19 protein-coding genes are annotated in these 19,222 nt (G+C 64.8%); 6 read left to right on the top strand and 13 right to left on the bottom strand.

Going from position 1 to position 19,222, the window contains the following annotated elements:
• The first annotated feature begins 43 nt into the window (after window positions 1-43).
• Window positions 44-1,210 (top strand): aminotransferase, encoded by a 1,167-nt coding sequence (locus LWE61_RS09400; protein WP_234149802.1) that lies wholly within the window; start codon window positions 44-46, stop codon window positions 1,208-1,210.
• Between the two features lie 84 nt (window positions 1,211-1,294).
• Here LWE61_RS09400 and LWE61_RS09395 read toward each other — a convergent pair whose 3' ends face one another.
• The 11 genes from LWE61_RS09395 to LWE61_RS09345 form a co-directional block, all read right to left on the bottom strand.
• Window positions 1,295-1,822 (bottom strand): copper chaperone PCu(A)C, encoded by a 528-nt coding sequence (locus LWE61_RS09395; protein WP_234149801.1) that lies wholly within the window; start codon window positions 1,820-1,822, stop codon window positions 1,295-1,297.
• Window positions 1,823-1,892: 70 nt separating this feature from the next.
• On the bottom strand, window positions 1,893-3,089 hold the full coding sequence (locus tag LWE61_RS09390; protein ID WP_234149800.1) for a glycosyltransferase: 1,197 nt from the start codon (window positions 3,087-3,089) through the stop codon (window positions 1,893-1,895).
• 20 nt (window positions 3,090-3,109) lie between these two features.
• Window positions 3,110-3,610, bottom strand: coding sequence for a DUF2141 domain-containing protein (locus tag LWE61_RS09385; RefSeq protein WP_234149799.1), 501 nt, complete (start codon window positions 3,608-3,610; stop codon window positions 3,110-3,112).
• Entirely contained in the window at window positions 3,607-4,527 is a 921-nt protein-coding gene (locus LWE61_RS09380) for a hypothetical protein (protein WP_234149798.1), read from the bottom strand. The genes LWE61_RS09385 and LWE61_RS09380 overlap by 4 nt, the downstream gene beginning before the upstream one ends.
• Window positions 4,524-5,276 (bottom strand): DUF2334 domain-containing protein, encoded by a 753-nt coding sequence (locus LWE61_RS09375; protein WP_234149797.1) that lies wholly within the window; start codon window positions 5,274-5,276, stop codon window positions 4,524-4,526. Before LWE61_RS09375 ends, LWE61_RS09380 begins: the two co-directional genes overlap by 4 nt.
• Window positions 5,277-5,857: 581 nt before the next feature.
• Window positions 5,858-6,094 (bottom strand): hypothetical protein, encoded by a 237-nt coding sequence (locus tag LWE61_RS09370; protein WP_234149796.1) that lies wholly within the window; start codon window positions 6,092-6,094, stop codon window positions 5,858-5,860.
• Between the two features lie 77 nt (window positions 6,095-6,171).
• On the bottom strand, window positions 6,172-7,716 hold the full coding sequence (locus tag LWE61_RS09365) for an aldehyde dehydrogenase (NADP(+)) (RefSeq protein WP_234149795.1): 1,545 nt from the start codon (window positions 7,714-7,716) through the stop codon (window positions 6,172-6,174).
• Complete coding sequence (gene kdgD, locus LWE61_RS09360; RefSeq protein ID WP_234149794.1) at window positions 7,700-8,650, bottom strand: 5-dehydro-4-deoxyglucarate dehydratase; 951 nt, start codon at window positions 8,648-8,650, stop codon at window positions 7,700-7,702. Before kdgD ends, LWE61_RS09365 begins: the two co-directional genes overlap by 17 nt.
• Window positions 8,651-8,789: 139 nt before the next feature.
• A complete protein-coding gene (locus LWE61_RS09355) occupies window positions 8,790-10,070 on the bottom strand; it encodes an MFS transporter (protein ID WP_234149793.1) in 1,281 nt (426 codons plus the stop codon).
• Window positions 10,071-10,108: 38 nt separating this feature from the next.
• Window positions 10,109-10,918: a 2-keto-4-pentenoate hydratase gene (locus tag LWE61_RS09350; protein ID WP_234149792.1), complete on the bottom strand. Its 810-nt coding sequence runs from the start codon at window positions 10,916-10,918 to the stop codon at window positions 10,109-10,111.
• A gap of 85 nt (window positions 10,919-11,003) precedes the next feature.
• Window positions 11,004-12,482, bottom strand: coding sequence for a UxaA family hydrolase (locus tag LWE61_RS09345; protein WP_234149791.1), 1,479 nt, complete (start codon window positions 12,480-12,482; stop codon window positions 11,004-11,006).
• A gap of 116 nt (window positions 12,483-12,598) precedes the next feature.
• On the opposite strand from LWE61_RS09345, the gene LWE61_RS09340 reads away from it, so the two are divergent.
• The 4 genes from LWE61_RS09340 (at window position 12,599) to LWE61_RS09325 (ending at window position 16,346) form a co-directional block, all read left to right on the top strand.
• Window positions 12,599-13,627: a LacI family DNA-binding transcriptional regulator gene (locus LWE61_RS09340; RefSeq protein ID WP_234149790.1), complete on the top strand. Its 1,029-nt coding sequence runs from the start codon at window positions 12,599-12,601 to the stop codon at window positions 13,625-13,627.
• A gap of 107 nt (window positions 13,628-13,734) precedes the next feature.
• Window positions 13,735-14,571, top strand: coding sequence for a 5-dehydro-4-deoxy-D-glucuronate isomerase (gene kduI, locus LWE61_RS09335; protein ID WP_234149789.1), 837 nt, complete (start codon window positions 13,735-13,737; stop codon window positions 14,569-14,571).
• A 1-nt stretch (window position 14,572) separates the two neighbouring features.
• The gene (kduD, locus tag LWE61_RS09330) at window positions 14,573-15,328 is read left to right on the top strand and encodes a 2-dehydro-3-deoxy-D-gluconate 5-dehydrogenase KduD (RefSeq protein ID WP_234149788.1); all 756 of its coding nucleotides are present in this window, start codon (window positions 14,573-14,575) and stop codon (window positions 15,326-15,328) included.
• Window positions 15,329-15,335: 7 nt separating this feature from the next.
• Entirely contained in the window at window positions 15,336-16,346 is a 1,011-nt protein-coding gene (locus LWE61_RS09325; RefSeq protein ID WP_234149787.1) for a sugar kinase, read from the top strand.
• Window position 16,347: 1 nt separating this feature from the next.
• Here the strand turns inward: LWE61_RS09325 and LWE61_RS09320 are convergent, their stop codons facing one another.
• Window positions 16,348-16,692: a cupin domain-containing protein gene (locus LWE61_RS09320; protein ID WP_234149963.1), complete on the bottom strand. Its 345-nt coding sequence runs from the start codon at window positions 16,690-16,692 to the stop codon at window positions 16,348-16,350.
• Between the two features lie 41 nt (window positions 16,693-16,733).
• The gene (locus LWE61_RS09315; protein WP_407696220.1) at window positions 16,734-18,119 is read right to left on the bottom strand and encodes a pectate lyase family protein; all 1,386 of its coding nucleotides are present in this window, start codon (window positions 18,117-18,119) and stop codon (window positions 16,734-16,736) included.
• Between the two features lie 117 nt (window positions 18,120-18,236).
• On the opposite strand from LWE61_RS09315, the gene LWE61_RS09310 reads away from it, so the two are divergent.
• Window positions 18,237-19,217, top strand: a complete 981-nt coding sequence (locus LWE61_RS09310) for an alpha/beta hydrolase (protein ID WP_234149786.1) — start codon at window positions 18,237-18,239, stop codon at window positions 19,215-19,217.
• The last annotated feature ends 5 nt before the right edge of the window (window positions 19,218-19,222 follow it).

Here is a 19,222-nt window from a genome sequence, read left to right as displayed (position 1 = left end):
ATTAAGACACGGGCGGCCCATTCCGCCCGGAGAACCGCGAATCATGGCAGCGACGACGATCTTTGAACGCATGTCGCGCTTGGCGCAGGAACTGGGCGCGATCAATCTGGGGCAGGGCTATCCTGACTTCCCGGAGCCGCCGGAGTTGATCGCGGCGGCGGCGCGGGCGGTGACCCAGCGGTCGAACCAATATCCGCCGATGCGGGGCCTGCCCGACCTGCGCCACGCCATTGCGGACTATTATGCGCGCACGCAGGGGCTGGACCTCCAGCCGGAGGAGGTCGTGGTCACGTCGGGCGCGACGGAGGCGCTGGCGGCCAGCTTTCTGGCGCTCGTGCAGCCGGGCGATGAGGTGATCCTCGTCCAGCCGCTCTATGACGCCTATCTGCCGCTGGTGCGGCGGGCGGGCGGCGTCGCGCGGCTGGTGGAACTGACGCCGCCGGACTGGAGCCTGTCCATCGCCGCGCTGGAGGCGGCGATCGGGCCACGCACGCGGGTGCTCGTGCTCAACACGCCGAATAATCCGACTGGCACCTTGCTCGACAGGGCAACACTGGCGGTGGTGGGGGCGCTGTGTGAGCGCCATGACCTCATCCTGATCTGCGATGAGGTGTGGGAGGCGATGCTGCTGGACGGCAGCGCCCATGTCGCGCCGATGCAGGTCGAGGCGCTGCGGCGGCGGACGGTGAAGATCGGGTCGGCGGGCAAGATATTCTCGCTCACCGGGTGGAAGGTCGGCTGGGCCTGCGCCGCGCCACCGCTGGCCGATGCGATTGCGGCCCAGCACCAGTTCCTGACCTTCACGACTGCGACGCCGCTGCAATGGGCGGTGGCGGAGGGGCTAGCGCTGGACGAGGACTGGCATCGGGCGCACCGGGCGATCTATGCCGGGGCCAAGGCGCGGTTCGTGACGGGGATGGAGCGGGCGGGCTATCGGCTGTTGCCCGCCAGCGGCACATGGTTCGTCACCGTCGATCTGGCGGCGTCGGGCCTGCCAGTGGAGGACGCCGCTCTGGCGGAGCGGATGGTGCGGGAGGCGGGGGTGGCGTCTATCCCCTGCGCGGCTTTCTACGCCGACCGGGCGAGTACCGGCTATCTGCGGCTCTGCTTTGTCAAGGGCGACGCCGTGCTGGATGCAGCGGTGGAGCGGCTGGCGGTGTTTCGGGAGGCGCTCGGTCGGGAGGCTGTGGGCCGCGACGGTACGGGCTGATGCTTGTGCGGCGGCGAAATCGGGCGCGCCTCTAAAGCCATAGCTAGCCCTGCTCCCGCCGGTGCGGAAACAGGGCCGCGCCGGTCAGTGGGCCATATTGCCCATATTGGCCATGTCATGGTCTTTCATCATGTCATGACCCTGCATGCCGTTCGAATGGGCAGAAGCCGGGGCGGGCGCGGCTTCGCCGGTTTTCTGCACGGCGGCGTCCACCAATATGCGGTCGCCGTTGGAGAAGAGCAGGGTCAGCGTCACCTTGCCGCTTTGTGCCACTGAGGGATCGACCTGCCACAGCATCAGGTGGCGACCGCCCGGCTCGAACCGCAACACGCCCTTGGCGGGAATATCGACATGGTCGATCTGCTGCATGGTCATCAGCCCGTTTTTCACGACGCTGTCATGCATCTCGACGCGCACGGCGGCTTCCGACGTCACGGCGCGCAGGGTGACGGGGTCGGCGCCTGCATGGACGGTGAAGTAACCGGCGGACGGCGATTCCGCGTTGGGCGAGAGGCGGACGACCGCCTGATCGACATAGAGCGGTGCCTTCTCGCAGCCGCTGAGCGCGACAAGGGCGGCAAGGGGCAGAAGGGCGGCAGGGAGGATACGCATGGCGCTATTCCTTGGTCACGGTTTGGCGGGGATGTCAGGCCCCGGATCAGGCGGCATATCAGGCATCATATCAAACATGGGCAGGGAGGGGCGGTTCGGCCAGTGCCGGGCGTGACAATATCTCCTCATAGGCGGCGAACAGCGAACGGAAATGATCCTCCTCCGTCCGCACAGTCGCGGCGGCGGCCTTTGTCGCGGGCATATAATAGCCCCGGCCATTGTCGGAGAAGCGCCGGATCGCATCGGCCATGGAGGCCCCGTCACGCGATTTATAATGTTCGCCCATCCCCTCTCCGCACTGGTCGGAGGAGCCGCCTGAGTCGGGAACGATGATCGGCGTACCGCTGGCCAATGACTCCGCCGCGCACATGCCGAACGTCTCTGCCTCGCACCCATGGACCAGCGCGTCGGCGCTGGCGTAGAGGCGGGCGAGCATGGCGCGGTCGCTGGTGGGCGCCATCAGATGGATGTGGGGGTTGTGCGCCACGGCCTTCACCACGCGCGCCTGATGCCGCCCGTCGCCGATGATGACCAGGCCGATGGGCCGGTCGTAGCTGGCGGCGGTAACGGCCTCGATGACCATGGGCCACCGCTTTTCCGGTGCATGGCGACCGACGCCGAGCAGGAGGAGCGCGTCCGGCCCCAGTTCACACCGCTCCAGCAGCCGCTCGCGCAGGCCCGTGTCACGCATGGTGGGGGAGAAGACGCCGCCGGTCACGCCCATGGGAATGGTGGCGACGCGGTGCAGGCCGCCCGCGGTCAGGCGGCCGGACAGGCCGGGGCTGGCGCTGACGATGATGTCAAATTTCTTGTCGAGACGGCGCAGGTGCCGCCAGTACCAGTCGAACCCCCGGTCGATCATCGCCTCGCTCGCCACCGGCGAGAACCAGCGATAGGCATAGGCGGACAGCGGGTCGGCGTGCATGATGAGGGCGCGGGGCGTGGGGCTTTGCCAGCGGGCGACCATCGCCGCGCTGCCCCATGGTGAGCTGGCCTCGACCAGATCCGGCGCCAGCGCGTCGAGCCGGGCGTGCAGGGCCTTCTCGTCATTGAAATAGCCATAGCGCCGGTCGAGCGGAAAGCGGGGTCCGGCCAGCGTCTCCACCGTGCCGTGGCGGCTGCTGCTGACCGTGCCCGTCGTGTCGCCGGGGGCGAGGATGATGACCTCATGCCCGAAGCGTTCGGCCGCGCGCAGCTTTTGCTCGACATAGGTTTTCACCCCACCGCCGGCGGGTGTGTAGAAGGCACAGACATCGACGATCCGCATGGGCCGCATGGACCGGCCGATCAGTTCTTGACCGGGCCGAAGCAGACGAGGTTACGGCGATACTGCATTGTTACCGCCACGCGCGTCGGGCCATTGCCCACTACTGCCTTTGCATCGCCGGACTTGGGCTGGCCCCAGCACAGCTTGGGGTTGCTGGGGAAGCCGATTCCGTCGATCGACAGGCCCATCTTGCGGTTGGAATCGCGGTCATGGAGCAGGCTGAGCGCATAGGTGCCCGCTGCGGGCGCGCGGATGCACATCTGGACAGCGCCGGACTTGGGCACCTCCATCTCGACCCGGCGGAACGCCTTGCCCGCCATCAGCAGGATATTGTCGTCTGCCAGGAAATCCTGATCGTTGGCCGGATAGAGTTCCAGCTTCAGATTGCCCTTGCGATCCTTCAGGCCGGTCACGTCGACCAGAAAGGCCGGGCCAGCCTCATTCGCGCGGCACTGCCCTTCCGCCTTGCCGAGGTCCGGCGAGCTGGCGATGGTGGCGGCAAGCATCAGTAACGACATCATGTCTCGTTTCGTCCTTCCGTGACCAGATCCATTGCCCCCAAAACAGCGCCGACCAGAAGATGGGCGGCAAGCGAGATGCTGGCCATCAGCGTCATCGCCGTGACCAGAACATTGTCATGCCCGACAAAGAAGGCCGCCAGCGCGGCAAACGCCAGATCCTTGTTCGGGACGAAAGGCAGGCGCGACAGCAGCAGCCGCATGGTGTTGAGCAGCAGGAGCCAGACCAGGTCGATGTCCGGCATCAGGCAGTACCACATATAGGCCGTCAGGATCAGGCTGACGAGGATGCGGACCATATGGATGCCGGTGACGATCCACAGTTCGCGCGCGGGCAGCGAGAAGAGCCGGTTGCGGAAGAAGGTGATGACCAGCGACAGGCCCAGCACGAACAGGATGCTATATTCGATGCTGTTGTCCTGCACATTGCGATGCAGGAATCCCATGAAGGGCCAGCACAGCAGCACCAGCACCAGCGTCACCAGATTGCCCGCCAGTGCGGACAGGATGGCGACATCCTTGATCGCGCCGAATGGGGCCGCCGTGATCGACGCATTGCGCCGCGCCCAGGCGTAGAAGGACACCTCGCCCAGATAGCCGAGCAGCAGGTCGTTCGTGACCATCTTGCGCATCAGCGCGGCGATCCCGCGCGCGGGCAGGTTCCACAGTCGCCGGAAGATCGTCCAGTCGGCCAGCGGCGTAATCATATAGGCGACGAGGAAAGCCGCCCAGAAGGCGATGCTGGTCGGCAGCAGCTTCCACAGCGCGCCAATGTCGAGGAACCGCAGTTGGTACACGACGGCGGCCAGCACCAGCAGAGAGATGGTAGGGCCGAGGAAGCGCGTCCAGTTGCGCGACGCGACCTGCAACGGTGCAGGGTCGATGTCCGGGGTGAGGGGGGCAGGTGTCTCGGCGCTCATGCGGCGCGCTCCAGCAAGTCGGCATAGCGCGCGGGGCGATGCGATCGGGTAAAGGTGCGGATGGTGCGGTCGATGCTGCGGTTCAGCGCGTCGACATGGACATCGCCCGGATGCACCGCGACACGGACGACCGAGGCAGGCTTCAGCGCCCAGCGCAAGGCCCCGGCGGCGAACAGAGAGGAAGCGATGCGCGCGCGGCTGCGGCTGGCCCAGGTGATAACCGGGCCGCGTGCCAGCACGGCGTTGCTGCGGGGGGACCAGACGCGCATATGATCCTCTGCCAAAGCGAAATCATTGTCGCGAAGCGCCTCGCGCGCGCCGTCGCCATAGAGCCAGGCGGGGGCGATGAAGCCCGTGACCGGGCGGCCGATGATGTCCTCGATCAGCTTGCGGCCATCGGCCATGCGGCGCGCGGCCTCCGTACGGGTCAGGCCCAGGAATTCACCTTCGCCCGCCGTCATATGCTTGGCCCGGAAGCGATCGGCGGCGCCGTCATGGCGCGCCTCGTCACGGTGGAACCAGCCATGCACGAACATCTCCACCCCGGCGGATGCCCAGTCGCGCAGCTTCGTGCCGAAATCGCTGCCCATCAGTGGCGCCTTTCCCCAGTGGTTGGGGACAACGAGCATCGCATAGCGATGCGCGACGCCCGCCGCGGCGAGCCGGTCGGCATGGCGACCGACTTCGTCTGCGAAGGCTGGACCCACATCATGGATCGACAAAAGGAGCTTGCGCCGCTGGTAGTTCATCCGATTCCACATGTCCGCACCGGCCCTTGGGCAGATGTCCGACTGACTAATCCCTGTCCGCGCGGCAGTTAGGGTGCCGGTAACGATAGGTCAACCTGCACGGGGATTGTGGCAGAAGCAGGGTCGTGAGGTGAACCCCCGATGAGCGATGCAAAAAAGTGGCATGGCGCGTCAAGCCCGGAAAGATGCAGCGAGGAGCCGGGCTTCAAGCGGAAGGGTGCCGGCCATGGTCGCATACTGGCTCTGATCGATCGACGTTGTTTCGTGGCTATTTGAGCCACTGGAGCAGCCCGGCATCGCTGATGACATCAAGCTGCTCCTCCCTTGGACCACAATGGGGAGCGAACTGCGGCTGTGTCGTAACCGCGACCTATGGTTGCACCTTAACTGGAGGTATCGGCATCCATCGATAAGCTTCTGGGTTCGCGCTTTATTCTCGATCGGTCGAACGACAGGGGGAATGAAGGCCGCCGGCCCTGCCCGGCTGCGAGCGGATATATGGGATTTCGACGCGGGGTCGAAGTTATGGATGCGTCATTTCGCTTCATAGCATGTCGGCTCGGTAACATCGCCTTGGGCTTTCAGGGACGTTGCCGTTGTTCGAGAAGGTCGAGGCGAGCTTTCAGCCTGTTCGCCAGTGAAATTCTGACAGGCTCGCCATTCAGCAATTTTCGCCAGGTGTTGTAGCTGATGCCGAGGTGATGGGTGAGCGACGAATCCGTCCGTTTGTCGACATGATGGATCATGCGATCCACTATTTCCTTGCCGAAATAGTCACAGCCCTTGGGCGGCATTGCATCCCGTTTTTCCTGTGTCATGTCTTCTCTCTCAAGTCTGCCCGTTGACGAGGAGGGATGGCGACGTCCGCACGATCCGCCATCCCTTCCTCTTTGTTTTATGCCCGGCCCATCGCTCCATCCGTCATGCGCCACAGCGCCAGGGGATTATCGTCGCGCAAGGGTTCGGGCAGAAGGTCGACGGGCATGTCCTGATAGCAGAGCAGCCGCAGGAAACGCTTGATCGCCAGGCTGCCGACTGAGGTGCTGCGCCCATCGGAGGTGGCGGGGAATGGCCCCCCATGCACCATCGCATGGGACACCTCGACACCCGTACCGAAGCCGTTGAAGAGGATACGCCCCGCCTTCGTCTCCAGCAGAGGGAGGATCGCGGCGACCGCATCCCTGTCCGAGTCCGCCATGTGGATGGCGATGGTCAACTGGCCCTCCAGCCCCGCGATGAGGTGGTGGATGTCGTCCAGCCTTTCTGCGCGGACGAGAAGAGAGGCGGAACCGAAAACCTCTGTGCCAAGCCGCTCATCCGCGTCGAATGACCAGGCATCCGTCTGGAACAGCATCGGCCGGGCTTGATGCGGCCCCGATGCCGCGCCGCCCTTTGCCAGCGTCTCCACTTCGTCATGGCCGGAGAGCCATGCGATGCCGTCTCCATAGGCGGCATGGATGGCGGGCGTCAGCATGGTCTGCGGTGCGGCCCCTTCGATGCTTGCTCTCGCGCTGGCGATGAAGGCGTCGATGCCCGCGCCATCGACCGCGATGACGAGGCCCGGATTGGTGCAGAACTGGCCCGCACCCATTTGCAGTGATGCGGCGAATGCAGTGCCGATGGCCTCTGCCCGTTCGGCCAGCGCGCCGGGGAAGATCAGGACCGGGTTGATGCTGCTCATCTCCGCATAGACCGGGATGGGTTCGGGGCGTGCGGCCGCAATCTGCATCAGAGCGAGGCCACCTGTCCGCGACCCGGTGAATCCCACGGCCTTGATGCGGGGATCGGCGACCAGAGCGCCGCCGACTTCGTTCGACAGGCCGAAGATGAGGGCGAAGGTGCCCGCCGGTATGCCGCAACGGACCGCCGCGCGATGGACGGCATCGGCGACCATGCGTGATGTGCCGGGATGGGCGTTATGGGCCTTCACCACGACGGGGCAGCCCGCCGCCAGCGCGGAGGCGGTGTCCCCGCCCGCGACCGAGAAGGCGAGCGGGAAGTTGGAGGCACCGAAGACCGCGACGGGACCAAGCGGCACATTCTGGAGCCGGAGGTCCGGGCGCGGCGCGGGCTGGCGGTCGGGCAGTGCCGGGTCGATCCGTGCCTCCAGGAAGCTGCCTTCGCGCAACACGCCTGCAAAATGCCGAAGCTGGTTGCAGGTGCGGCCCCGTTCCCCCTCCAGCCGGGCGCGCGGCAGGCCGCTTTCCGCCATGACGCGCAGGATCAAATCGTCGCCCAGCGCCATAATCTCTTCGGCAATGGCGTCGAGGAAGATCGCCCGATTTTCGAGGCGGGTGGCGCGATAGGTGGGGAAGGCGGCGGCGGCGGCCATGCACGCCGCCTCCACGTCCGCTGGCTTGGCGACGGGATAGCCCGGTTCCAGCCGCTCGCCGGTGGCGGGCGCTATGGCGAAGACGGCGTCTTCAGGCTGCACTGACATGGCCTGCGCCTGCATAGGGTGCATTGGCACGGGCGATCAGGGCGTCGAGCTCCGCCTGCTCCGCCTCGTTGAGATTGGTCAGCGGCAGGCGGACCGGCCCGGCGTCGCGACCGACCGACCGCAGTCCGGCCTTCACGATCGACACCGCATAGCCTTTGCCCCGGTCGCGGATCTTCAGATAGGGCAGCACGAAATCGTTGAGGCCTTTCAGCACGGCGGCCTGATCCTTGGCGCGGACGGCCTTGTAGAAGTCGACCGCCCATGCCGGCATGAAATTGTAGATGGCGGAGGAATAGGTGGTCACGCCCATCTCCAGATAGGGCAGGGCATAGGTTTCCGCCGTGGGCAGGCCACCGATATAGGTCAACCGGTCACCCAGTTTGGCATAGACGCGCATCATGAGTTCGAGATCGCCCACGCCGTCCTTATAACCGACCAGATTGGGGCAACGGTCGGCCAGTTTGGCCAGCTCATCTTCCTGAAGGATGGCGTTTGCGCGATTATACTGGATGACTCCGATGGAGACGGACTTGCACACCGCCTCGATATGCGCGGCCAGTCCTTCCTGCTTCGATCCGATGAGATATGGGGGGAGGAGCAGGATGCCGTCGGCGCCCGCGCGCTCGGCGGCCTGTGCCATCTCGATGGCCATCGCTGTGCCATAGCCCGCGCCCGCGATGACCGGGACGCGGCCCGCGGTCTCCTCAACGGCGGCGCGCACGACGGTGTCGATCTCGGTCGGGGTCAGCGAGAAGAACTCGCCCGTGCCACCGGCCGCAAACAGCGCGGCCACTTCATGTTCTAGCATCCAGCCACAATGATCGCGATAGGGCGTTTCCGCAAAGCGATGGTCCGCGTCGAAATGGGTGACGGGGAAGGTCAGCAGGCCCTGACCGATGACATCGGCCATTTCGCGGGGAGTCATTTTCGTCATGGTCATCCTCTTCGTCAGCGTCCTGTCTTTCGACTAATGCTGACGACCGATGCCATCCAGACTGGATATGGCATCGATTGATGCAGGAATTGCTATGGAACGGGAGCCGCCTGTTTCGTCTGGCGGCTCCGGGGCCTGTTCATTCCAGGTTTATGGGCGCGAGCCGGGGGCTGAGCAGGTGGATGAGCAGGAGCGCGACGAGATAGGCGCTCGCGGCGATTGCGAAGAGCAGTTCGTAACTATGTGTAGCGTCGAGGATGTAGCCGGTGAACTTGGCCATGCACATGCCGCCGATGGCGCCCACGGTGCCGCCAAAGCCGATGACGGTACCCACTGCCGCCTGCGGGAAAATATCGGATGGCAGGGTGTAGAGATTGGCCGAGAAAGCCTGATGCCCTGCCGTGGCGAGTCCGATCAGCAACACGGCGCCCCAGACGCTCGACACATCCTGCGCGAACCAGATGGGCAGGATGGCGAGGGCGCACAGCAGCATCGTCACCTTGCGGCTGAAATTCACGCTATGGCCGCGTGCGATCAGCCGAGACGACATCCAGCCGCCGGCGATGCTGCCGAAGTCCGAGATGAGATAGATGGCCGCGACCGGCAGCGCGAAGGTCTTGAGGTCGAGGCCATAGCGGTCGCCCAGATAGCCGGGCAGCCAGAACAGGAAGAACCACCAGATCGGGTCGATGCAGAATTTGCCAAGGGCATAGGCCCATGTTTCGCGCCGACCGATAATCTGGCGAATCGCGACCTGCGTTGTGGTCTGCGGCCCGTCCTGCTGTATCCAGGCAAGTTCCTCCGCGCTGACCTGTGGCTTCTCTTCGGGCGAGCGATAGATCGTCCACCAGGCGATGAGCCATGCGACGCCGAAAATGCCGGTAAGGTAGAAGGCCATGCGCCAGCCGAGGCCCCAGTAATCGACGATCAGCCAGAGCAGCAGGGGGGTCAGGATGGCGCCGACATTGGCTCCGGCGTTGAACAGGCCGGTGGCGTAGGCGCGTTCCTGACGCGGGAACCATAGAGTTACGGCCTTGACGCCGCCGGGAAAATTGCCCGCCTCACCGATGCCGAGCACCGTCCGGGCCAGAGTGAACTGGATGGCGGTGGAGGCGAGACCATGCGCCATATGCCCGGCCGTCCAGATGATGACCGCGACGGCATAGCCGAGCCGCGCGCCCAGCACATCGACGATCTTGCCGAAGGCCAGATAGGCAAAGGCATAGGCGAGCTGGAAATAGAAGACGATGTCGGCATAGTCCGTCTCGCTCCAGCCCAGCTCCTTTTCCAGAGTGGGCTTGAGCACGCCGATCATCTGCCGGTCGATATAGTTGATGGCGCAGGCCGTAAAAAGCAGGGCGACGATGACCCACCGATAACGCCCGGCCGGTTTGGCCAACTGGCTTATATTTTCCTTCATCGACCGAGCCTCTCCCTTTGGTCCGGCAGTACCGGTTCTTAGTCGTTTTGGCCTTGCGCGGCCGTTATCCTGCATGTGACGATGCCATGTCCGTCGAATTGCGCCGTAACATGCTGGCCGACGAGAACGGGATGGACGCCCGTGATCGCGCCGGACGAGATCCAGAGGCCCTTGCTGGCATCGATGCCGCGTGCCTTCAGGTTACCGAGCAGAAAGCGGACAGCGCCATAGGGGCCGTCGAGCATGGTCGCGGCGGTTGCCTCGCCCGCGACGGTTCCATCAATGATCATCCGGACGAGAATGGCGCACAGGTCCAGTTCCCGCCATTGGTCGAGGGACGCGCCGATCACCAGACCGGCATTATTGCCATAGTCGGAGACGGTCACCGGCGGGCCATCGGCGTTGATGCCGGGGTAGGGCGAACTGGCGATCTCTATGCCGATCCGCACATCGTCCAGCAGCGCCCGCGTGTCCGCATCGGTTTCCGGCACCTCTCCATTCCAGCCGGGCGCGAGATGGAGCAATATTTCCGCCTCGGCCGCGGCGAAGCCGCCCGTGAACACCGGCATGTCGGGACCATCGTCATCTGCCGCGTGGACCACGCTATCCGCAAAGATCGGGCCGGACAGGCGGTTGGCACCCAGTGCTGCGTCGGCGGGCGGATTGATCCTGCCAACCTTCCAGCCGATGACGGCGCGTCCGTCGATGGCCAGCGCCATGTCCTGAATCCGATAGGCTGCTGAAAGGTCGGTGGGCTGCTGCCCCGGATAGCTTTCCAGCGCGCGCGCATCGCGTCGTGCCGCCACAAAGGCTTCGGCTATCGGTTGGGCCTCTCCGCTCAAATTCATGGTCCTTGTCATTTTGCCACTCTTCAAAAATGCGTAATGGAAACCGGTGTCATTGGCAAGAAGCCTCAGCTATTTGCCGTGGTCATCAGAGGGTAACGCCGCGCTTCCAAACCGAAATGGCGCGTTGTCCGCTGCGCTCTGCCGCGCATGGCTCGCCGCTGGCGACGCCAAGGATGTGGGCGAGGAATGTCGCGTCGGTTGCGGCTGGTCCCTCGTCCAGCACCTGCGCCGCGTCGAAATCGATCCAGCGCGGCTTGGCCTGGGCAAGGCCATGGTTGGATGCGACCTTGATGGTGGGCACGGGAAAGCCCAGCGGCGTGCCGCGCCCCGTGGTGAACAGCACCATGGTAGCCCCTGCCGCCGCGAGGGCGGTGGAGGAAACCGCGTCATTGCCGGGGGCCTCCAGCAGGGTGAGGCCGGGCTTTTCCGCCTGCTCGCCATAGTCGATGACGTCGACGAGCGGGGCATGGCCGGCCTTTTGCACTGCGCCCAGAGACTTTTCCTCCAGCGTGGTGATGCCACCTGCGAGATTGCCGGGGGATGGGTTCTCCGACACCGGCAGTCCCTGATCGAGATAGTAACGTTTGAAGCGGTTCACGAGACCGGCGCCCGCATCGAACACATCCGCACTGACGGCGCGATCGAGCAACGCCTTCTCCGCGCCGAATATCTCCGGAATTTCGGTGAGGATCACCCGCCCGCCCGCAGCGGACAGTGTATCGCTGAACCGCCCCAGCAGCGGGTTTGCCGTCAGCCCGGAGAAGCCGTCCGACCCGCCGCATTTCAGGCCAACCGCCAGATCGTCGAGCGTCATCGACTCGCGCCGGGCGGTGGCGGCTTCCTCCACCATCGTGTCGATCAATTCGCCTGCTACGGCCAGTTCATCGCCCACCGCCTGGCTGGACAGCGTGCGTATCTTGCCGCGAAGCCTTTCCGGCACGGCCTCCGTCAGCATGTCCAACTGGTTCGATTCACAGCCGAGGCCGAGCAGCAGCACGCCCGCTGCATTGGGGTTGGCGGCAAGGCCCGCCAGCAAGGCGCGCGTTCCGGCAAGATCGTCACCCAGTTGCGAGCAGCCATGGGGATGGGAAAAAGCCTGTATGCCATCGATGCGGGCACCATGGCGTTCACGAGCGGCGCGCGCGACTTCCTCTGCGGTCAGGCCGACGCAGCCGACGGTGGGCAGAACCCATATCTCATTGCGGGTCGCGGCGCGCCCGTCGCTGCGGCGATAACCGCGCCATGTTGCCGTCTGCGCGGGGACGACATTTGTCGCGGCATCGCCATGTTGGGCATAGCGCAGTTCCCCCGCGAGGGCGGTGGCGAGGTTATGGCTGTGGACATGCTCGCCCGGTTCAATCGCCTGCGTCGCGCGCCCGATCGGCTGGCCATATTTCAGAACCACGTCCTCCCGTGCATGGGCCGCGAGCGCGACCTTATGCCCCTGCGGCACAGGCTGGGCCAATGTCACGCCCAGCGCCTGCGTCCCGGCATCGAGCGGATGCAGGGCGACGGCGACCGTGTCGCTTTCATGGACGCGGAGCAAGGGGGCGGCGGTTTGCAACTTCGATATTCCCGTGCTGAATTGTTATGGTAACCGGTGTCAAGATTGCCTTGCCGGGTTTGAAAAGGCAAGGCACAAAGCTTCGGCATCACGCCGACAGGAAGGCCGAAGACATTATGGCGGGCAAGGGCAAGCGCGAGAATAAGCCGACGATCAACGACGTCGCACGGCTTTCGGGCGTTTCCAAGAAGACGGTAAGCCGCGTCATCAACAGTTCTCCGCTGCTCAACCAGGCCACGCGGGAGAAGGTGGAAGCGGTCATCGCTGAGCTGGGCTATGTTCCCAATCCGCAGGCACGGGCGCTGGCTTTGCGGCGCAATTTCGTGCTCGGCATGATCTATGACAATCCCAATGCCCAGATGGTCCTGAACTTTCAGGAGGGCGTGCTGGACGCGATCAGGACGACGGAATTCGCCCTTCTGGTGCACCCGGTCGATCGGCACAGTCCCGACCTGATGGATCATATCCGCCGATTCATCGAGTTGCAGCGCCTCCATGGCGTGATGATCCTGCCACCTTTGTCGGAAAATGACGAAATTGCGGCACTGTTCGCCGAATTGGGCTGCAATTATGTCCGCATGGGGTCGGCTGAACTCGATGATCCGGCCCATCTGGTGCAGTCGGATGACCGCGACGCGGTGCGTCGGGCGGTCGAATATCTGATCGGGCAGGGGCATCGGCGCATCGGTCTGGTGGAGGGGCCGGAAGGGTTCCGGTCGGCGATGGAGCGTTGTGCGGGCTGGAAGGACGCGATGAACGCCCACGGTCTCGATTGCGACGACACCCTGATGGCGCGGGGCAATTATACGTTTGAGACAGGGCGGGAGGCGGGAATCGCGTTGTTGACGGGGGCGGAGCCGCCCACCGCGATTTTCGCGAGTAACGATGTCATGGCCGCCGGTGTGGTGCAGGTCGCGCTGGAAAGGGGAATCAACATCCCCGGCGATCTGTCGGTGGTGGGGTTCGACGATACGGCGATCGCAGCAGTCATCTCACCGCCGCTCACGACGGTGCGCTGGCCGATACGGTTGATGGCCCAGTCGGCCGCGCGCAAACTCATCTACCCGGAGGCGGCCAGCAAGGAACAATCGCAGTTCGCGACCGAGTTCGTCCCCCGCGCCTCCACAGCGTCCCCCAAAAACTAACGTCTTCGCCTGCCCGAAAAAGCCTTGATCCGAAAAATGACACCGGTTACCAATGCGGGCATCACGCAGCGTGCAATGCCCGCATGTGTTGCCAGGGAGAGAATCCAGTGTTCTGCAAGACCTATCACGCCACCCACCCCGACATGATGGAGGGCGTTAGCAACGACGACCTGCGCGACCGCTATCTTGTGACGGACATGTTCGCGTCGGGCGAGGTAAGACTCAATTATTCTCACAATGAGCGATTCGTGATCGGTGGCGCGGTGCCATCGGGCAAGGCCATCCGCCTGCCCGACCAGACGGAGCCGCCCAGCGCGGTGGGCCATCCGTTCCTGGAGCGGCGGGAGGCGGGTATTGTCAACATCGGCGGGCCCGGCGCGATCACCGTCGATGGCCAGCGGTTTGAGATGGGCAACAAGGAATGCCTCTATGTCCCCATGGGCAGCAAGGATGTCCTGTTCGAGGGGGCGGAGGCCCGATTCTACATCGCCTCGGTTCCGGCGCACAAGGCATGTCCCATCCGGCATATCACCTTGAAGGACGCCAATCCGCTGGCGCGCGGTGACCTTGCCAATTCCAACCAGCGGACCATCTATCAGTTGGTCATCCCCGGCGTATGCGAGAGCGCGCAACTGCTCCTCGGCCTCACCGTGCTGGAGGAGGGCAGTGTCTGGAACACCATGCCGCCGCACCTCCACGACCGACGCAGCGAGATTTATCTCTATTTCGACATGCCGGAGCCGAATGACCGGGTCTTTCATTATATGGGCGAGCCGGATTCGATGCGCCATCTTGTCATCGGCAATGAAGAAGCGGTCATCAGCCCGCCCTGGTCGATCCACATGGGGTCGGGGACCAAGAAATATGCCTTCATCTGGGCCATGGGCGGGGAAAATCTCGACTATACCGACATGTCCGTCCTCGATATTTGCCAGCTGAAGTAAGATGGCCATTTCCTTCGACCTTGCCGGCAAGGTGGCGCTGGTCACCGGCGCCAATACTGGCATCGGACAGGCGATTGCGGTCGCATTGGCGCAAGCCGGTGCGGACGTGGCGGTCGCTGGGCGCAGCGAGCCGGCGGAAACGCTTGACCGCATCGCCGGGACCGGACGCGCGTCGCTCGACATTCGCGCCGATCTTTCCTCGATCGAACCGGTGCAGCGTGTGGTGGATGCGGTAATCGAACGCTTCGGGCGGATCGATATTCTCGTCAACAATGCGGGCATCATCCGCCGTGCCGACCTGGAGGTTTTCACGGAGGAGGATTGGGATGCGGTGGTCGACACCAATCTCAAGACGCTGTTCTTCCTCAGCCAGGCGGCGGCGCGGCCCATGCTGGCCGCCGGTGCGGGCAAGATCATCAACATTGCCTCCCTCCTATCCTTTCAGGGGGGCATCCGGGTGCCGAGCTATGCCGCCGCAAAATCCGGCGTGTCGGGTGTGACAAAGGCGTTGGCGAACGAACTGGCGTCCAGGGGCGTGCAGGTGAACGCCATCGCACCCGGCTATATCGCGACGAACAACACCGCCGCGCTGCAAGGTGACGAAACGCGCAACCGGCAGATCATGGAGCGCATACCGACGGGTCGCTGGGGCCGACCGGAGGATATTGCGGGCGCGGCGGTCTTCCTCGCCTCCCCGGCGGCGGATTATGTCACCGGCCATGTGCTGGCCGTCGACGGCGGCTGGCTGGCGCGATAGGTCGTCCATGACAGGCGCGGTCGTCACCTTCGGGGAGTTGCTCCTCCGTCTCACCCCGCCCGGCGCCCGGTTGATGGTGCAGGCGGACAGTCTGGATCTGGTCGTCGGCGGGGCAGAGGCCAATGTCGCCGCTGCGCTGGCGTCGCTCGGCCATGACGTTCGCTTTGTGGGACTGGTCAGCGATAATGCGCTGGGCGACCGGGCCTGCGCGTCGCTCGGCTCCGCCCATGTGGACACGCGCTTTCTGTCTCGTGGGCCGGGGAGGATGGGACTTTATTTTATGGAGGCGGGTTCCGGTCTCCGTCCATCCGCCATCACCTATGATCGTGCGGGCAGCGCCTTTGCGGGGGCGGACCCGGCGGCCATCGACTTTGCGGGCGCTCTGGCAGGCGCCCGGCTATTGCACACGGGCGGCATCACGCCAGCACTTGGCCCCGGCGGTGTCGCTCTCGCCCGCGCGGCGCAGGAGGCCGCGATCATATCGGGCGTGCCGATCTGTTTCGATGGCAATTATCGTGCGCAGCTCTGGGACGCATGGGACAGCGATCCCCGTGCCATTCTCACCGAACTGGTGGCGCAGGCGACGATCCTGATTGGCAACCATCGCGACATTTCCCTGTTGCTCGAAAAGCCTTTCTCCGGTGACGGGGCAGATCGGCGGCGGGAAGCGGCAGAAGCGGCCTTTGCGGCCTTCCCCCGGCTGGAGATTATTGCTTCCACCGCGCGGCACCTGGTGACCAGCGACCATCATCGCCTCTCCACCCGCATCGACCTGCGCTCGACAGCGTATCAGACGCCGGAGATCGACGTGACCGGCATTGTCGACCGCATCGGCACAGGCGATGCCTTTGCGGCCGGTGTCGTCCACCAATGGCTGGAGCGCGGCGATGCCCGCGCCATAGCCGAGGCGGGGCTGGCGCTCACGGCACTCAAGCACAGCATAGCGGGCGACATGTGCCTTCTGGGTCGCGCCGCGCTGGAGGGCTTTTCCGCCAGCAGTGGCGATGTGCGCCGCTGACCTATTGGGTGTTGGGGTAGGCGACGATGAGCGACAGCGGTCGCCGTCCGCGCTGGCTGATCCCTACCACCGCACCCTTGTAGAGATAAGCGGTCATGCCCTTGCGCAGCGTCGCGCGCTGGCCGTCGGAGACAACCTCTCCTTCGCCGTCGAGAACATGATAGACCTCGTCGTGGGCGATGGGATGTTCGCCGATTGCCGCGCCCCGGTCCAGTATCCGGCGGCGGAACTCCATGGCGCGCGGGGCAGGCACGGCATCGGAAATGCGATAGGCGGTGCTCATGCCGATGGCTCCATGCGGTGGCGGCTCGCGCCGCATCGTCGCCCGCTCGTCCACCACGATCATCGGCGAGGCGCTCGCGAGGAGCAGCAGCGCGAGGCCCGTCGTCACTGGCGCATGGCCTTGTCGCGGCCGGACAGCGCCTCCTGCGCGCCGCCCTTCTGCCCCGGATAGCGGCCGGACTTCGGCGTCAGGGTTGTCAGATCCCAATCGCCCTCGACGAACGGCGCGCGTTTCGTTTCCAGCTGCGGATAGCCTTTGCCCACGTCATGCTCGTCATTGATGACCTCGCCGCGTCCCTCCGCGACATAGAAGAGGACGCGGATGTCGTCGATCGCTCGGTCCCACGGCCGCGCACCGGCGCTGGCGAGCAGGCTCATCTCCACTGTGCCCGACGGCAGTATGTCGAAGCCCCTGATGTCGGAGAGCGGCGCCCTGGCGGTGATGAGTTTCGCCTTCGTCTCACCATAGCGGCCCGTCATCGGCAGGACGTTGCCGAAGCGGTCCACCGCCCGATTGTCCCGCCCGTAGAAGCCGAGGTCGCCATCGCCGCCCAGCATCAGGAAGGGCAGGCCGGGATCGGTCGAATTGCCGCCGCGCATCACATTGCCGATCGCGGTGATCTGACCCGTGACATAGTCGTGCCCCGCCCATTCCAGGTTCATGAGATTATAGTGCACCGCGCGATGGCCGGGATCGTAGATCAGATTGTTGATCATCGTCACCTGCGCGCCGCCCTTCACCAGCGGCGATCGCTCGACATGATGCGCCCAGATATTGCGGTAGAAGCTGATACGCGTCGCATTGTCATGCACCAGCGACCCCTTGGAATGTTCCCCCTTGGGATGGCTGGCGAAGGCAAGGCCCTCCGCCGCCAGATTGTCGCGGAACAGGATGTCATGGCTGGTCCCGGCTCGCCATTCCTCCACCGACTTGCCGGTGAAGCGGGGGCCGGAGGCGGACATATTTTCGTCTATGGCCCACAGGAAGCTACAATGTTCCACGATCACATGATGCGCCGCGACGGTCGAAAAGGCATCCGCCTCCCAGTCTGAAAAATGGGGCTGCCCATCGGCGCCGGTCATGACGCGCACATGGCTCAGGATGACGTCATGCGTTTTCAGGTCGATGCCTGCGCGGATCAGGGTGATGCCGGGCGAGGGGGCCGTCTGCCCCGCTATGGTCAGATAGGGATCGGTGATTTCCAGCACGCTGCGCTGGAGGTCGATCACGCCGCCGACCTCAAAGACGATGATGCGCGGTCCTTTTGTCTCGACAGCGGCCTTCAACGATCCGGGGCCGTCCTTGGCGAGGGTGGTGACGCGTAGGATACGTCCGCCCGCGCCGCCCTTCGTCGGCTCGGCGGGGGAGGTTGGCTGCGTGGTGGTCGAGGGAGCGGAGGCGGGCGCGGCGTGAGTCGCAACCCCCGTCATGGACAGGCAGGCAAGGGCCGTTCCGGCCAGAATCATGCGAGAATCGAACCGTTTCGCCATGGAATAACTTGCCTTTCTCTCTCCTGTTGGACCTATTCTTGACAGCAAGGCACAACTGCTGCAACCAGAAATGACACCGGTTACCAAAGCTGTTGGACAAGGTGAGGGGAAGGGCGCTTGGGAATCGATCGCAGAAGCATGGTGACGGGAGCCTTGTTTGCGGGTGCCGTGGCGTCCAATCCAGCGCGGGCGACCATGGCGTCGATCCTTGCCATACCGGAACCCGCCGAAACCATCGACCTTTGGCCGACAGTGCCACCGGGCGCACCGTCCATCCTGCCCGTCGAGCGGATTGAGGAGCGATCCGCCGTCACTGACCGTCCCGATCGGATCATAACCGGCGTCACCCGGCCCCGGATGGCGCTCTTTACGCCGGATCGCCCCAATGGGGCTGCGGTGCTGATCGCGCCGGGCGGCGGCTATCGGCAGGAGGCATTTGACAACAGTGGTTACCAGATCGCCAACTGGCTGACCGGTCATGGCTATCATGCCTTTGTCCTCCTCTATCGCCTGCCGGGGGAAGGCTGGGCGGAGCGGGCGGACGTGCCGCTGGCCGATGCGCAGCGGGCCATGCGGCTGATCCGTCATCGTGCCGTACGCTGGGGCCTGTCGCCGGAGCGCGTGGCGGTCATGGGCTTTTCGGCGGGCGGGCATGTCTGTGCGGACCTCGCCGCGCGCTTTGCCTATGCCAGCTATCGGCCGGTCGATGCGGCGGATGCTCTGTCCGCGCGCCCCTTTTGCGCCGCGCCCATCTATCCGGTGGTCAGCATGGACCGGACCATTGCCCATGCGGGGTCGCGCGAGAAATTGCTCGGTCCGAATCCCGGCGCGGCACTGGAGGCGGCCCATTCGCCGCATCGCACCACCACGCCCCAGTCACCGCCTCATTTCCTCGTCCATGCGGAAGATGATGCGACCGTGTCTGTCGAGAACACATTGCGCCTGCGCGCGGCGCTCCGGGCGGCGGGAGTGTCCGTGGATACGCATATTTTCGCGGAAGGGGGGCATGGCTTCGGCCTGGCCCGGATCGCCGGAATGCCGGTCGCCGCCTGGCCGGAGCTGTGGCTCGGCTGGGCGCGGCGGATGAGACTTGCATAGGAACG

Source organism: Sphingobium sufflavum (assembly GCF_021403115.1).
GTDB lineage: Bacteria > Pseudomonadota > Alphaproteobacteria > Sphingomonadales > Sphingomonadaceae > Sphingobium > Sphingobium sufflavum.
Note: the sequence above shows the minus strand (reverse complement) of the source record. Positions and strands in the feature narration are given on the sequence as shown.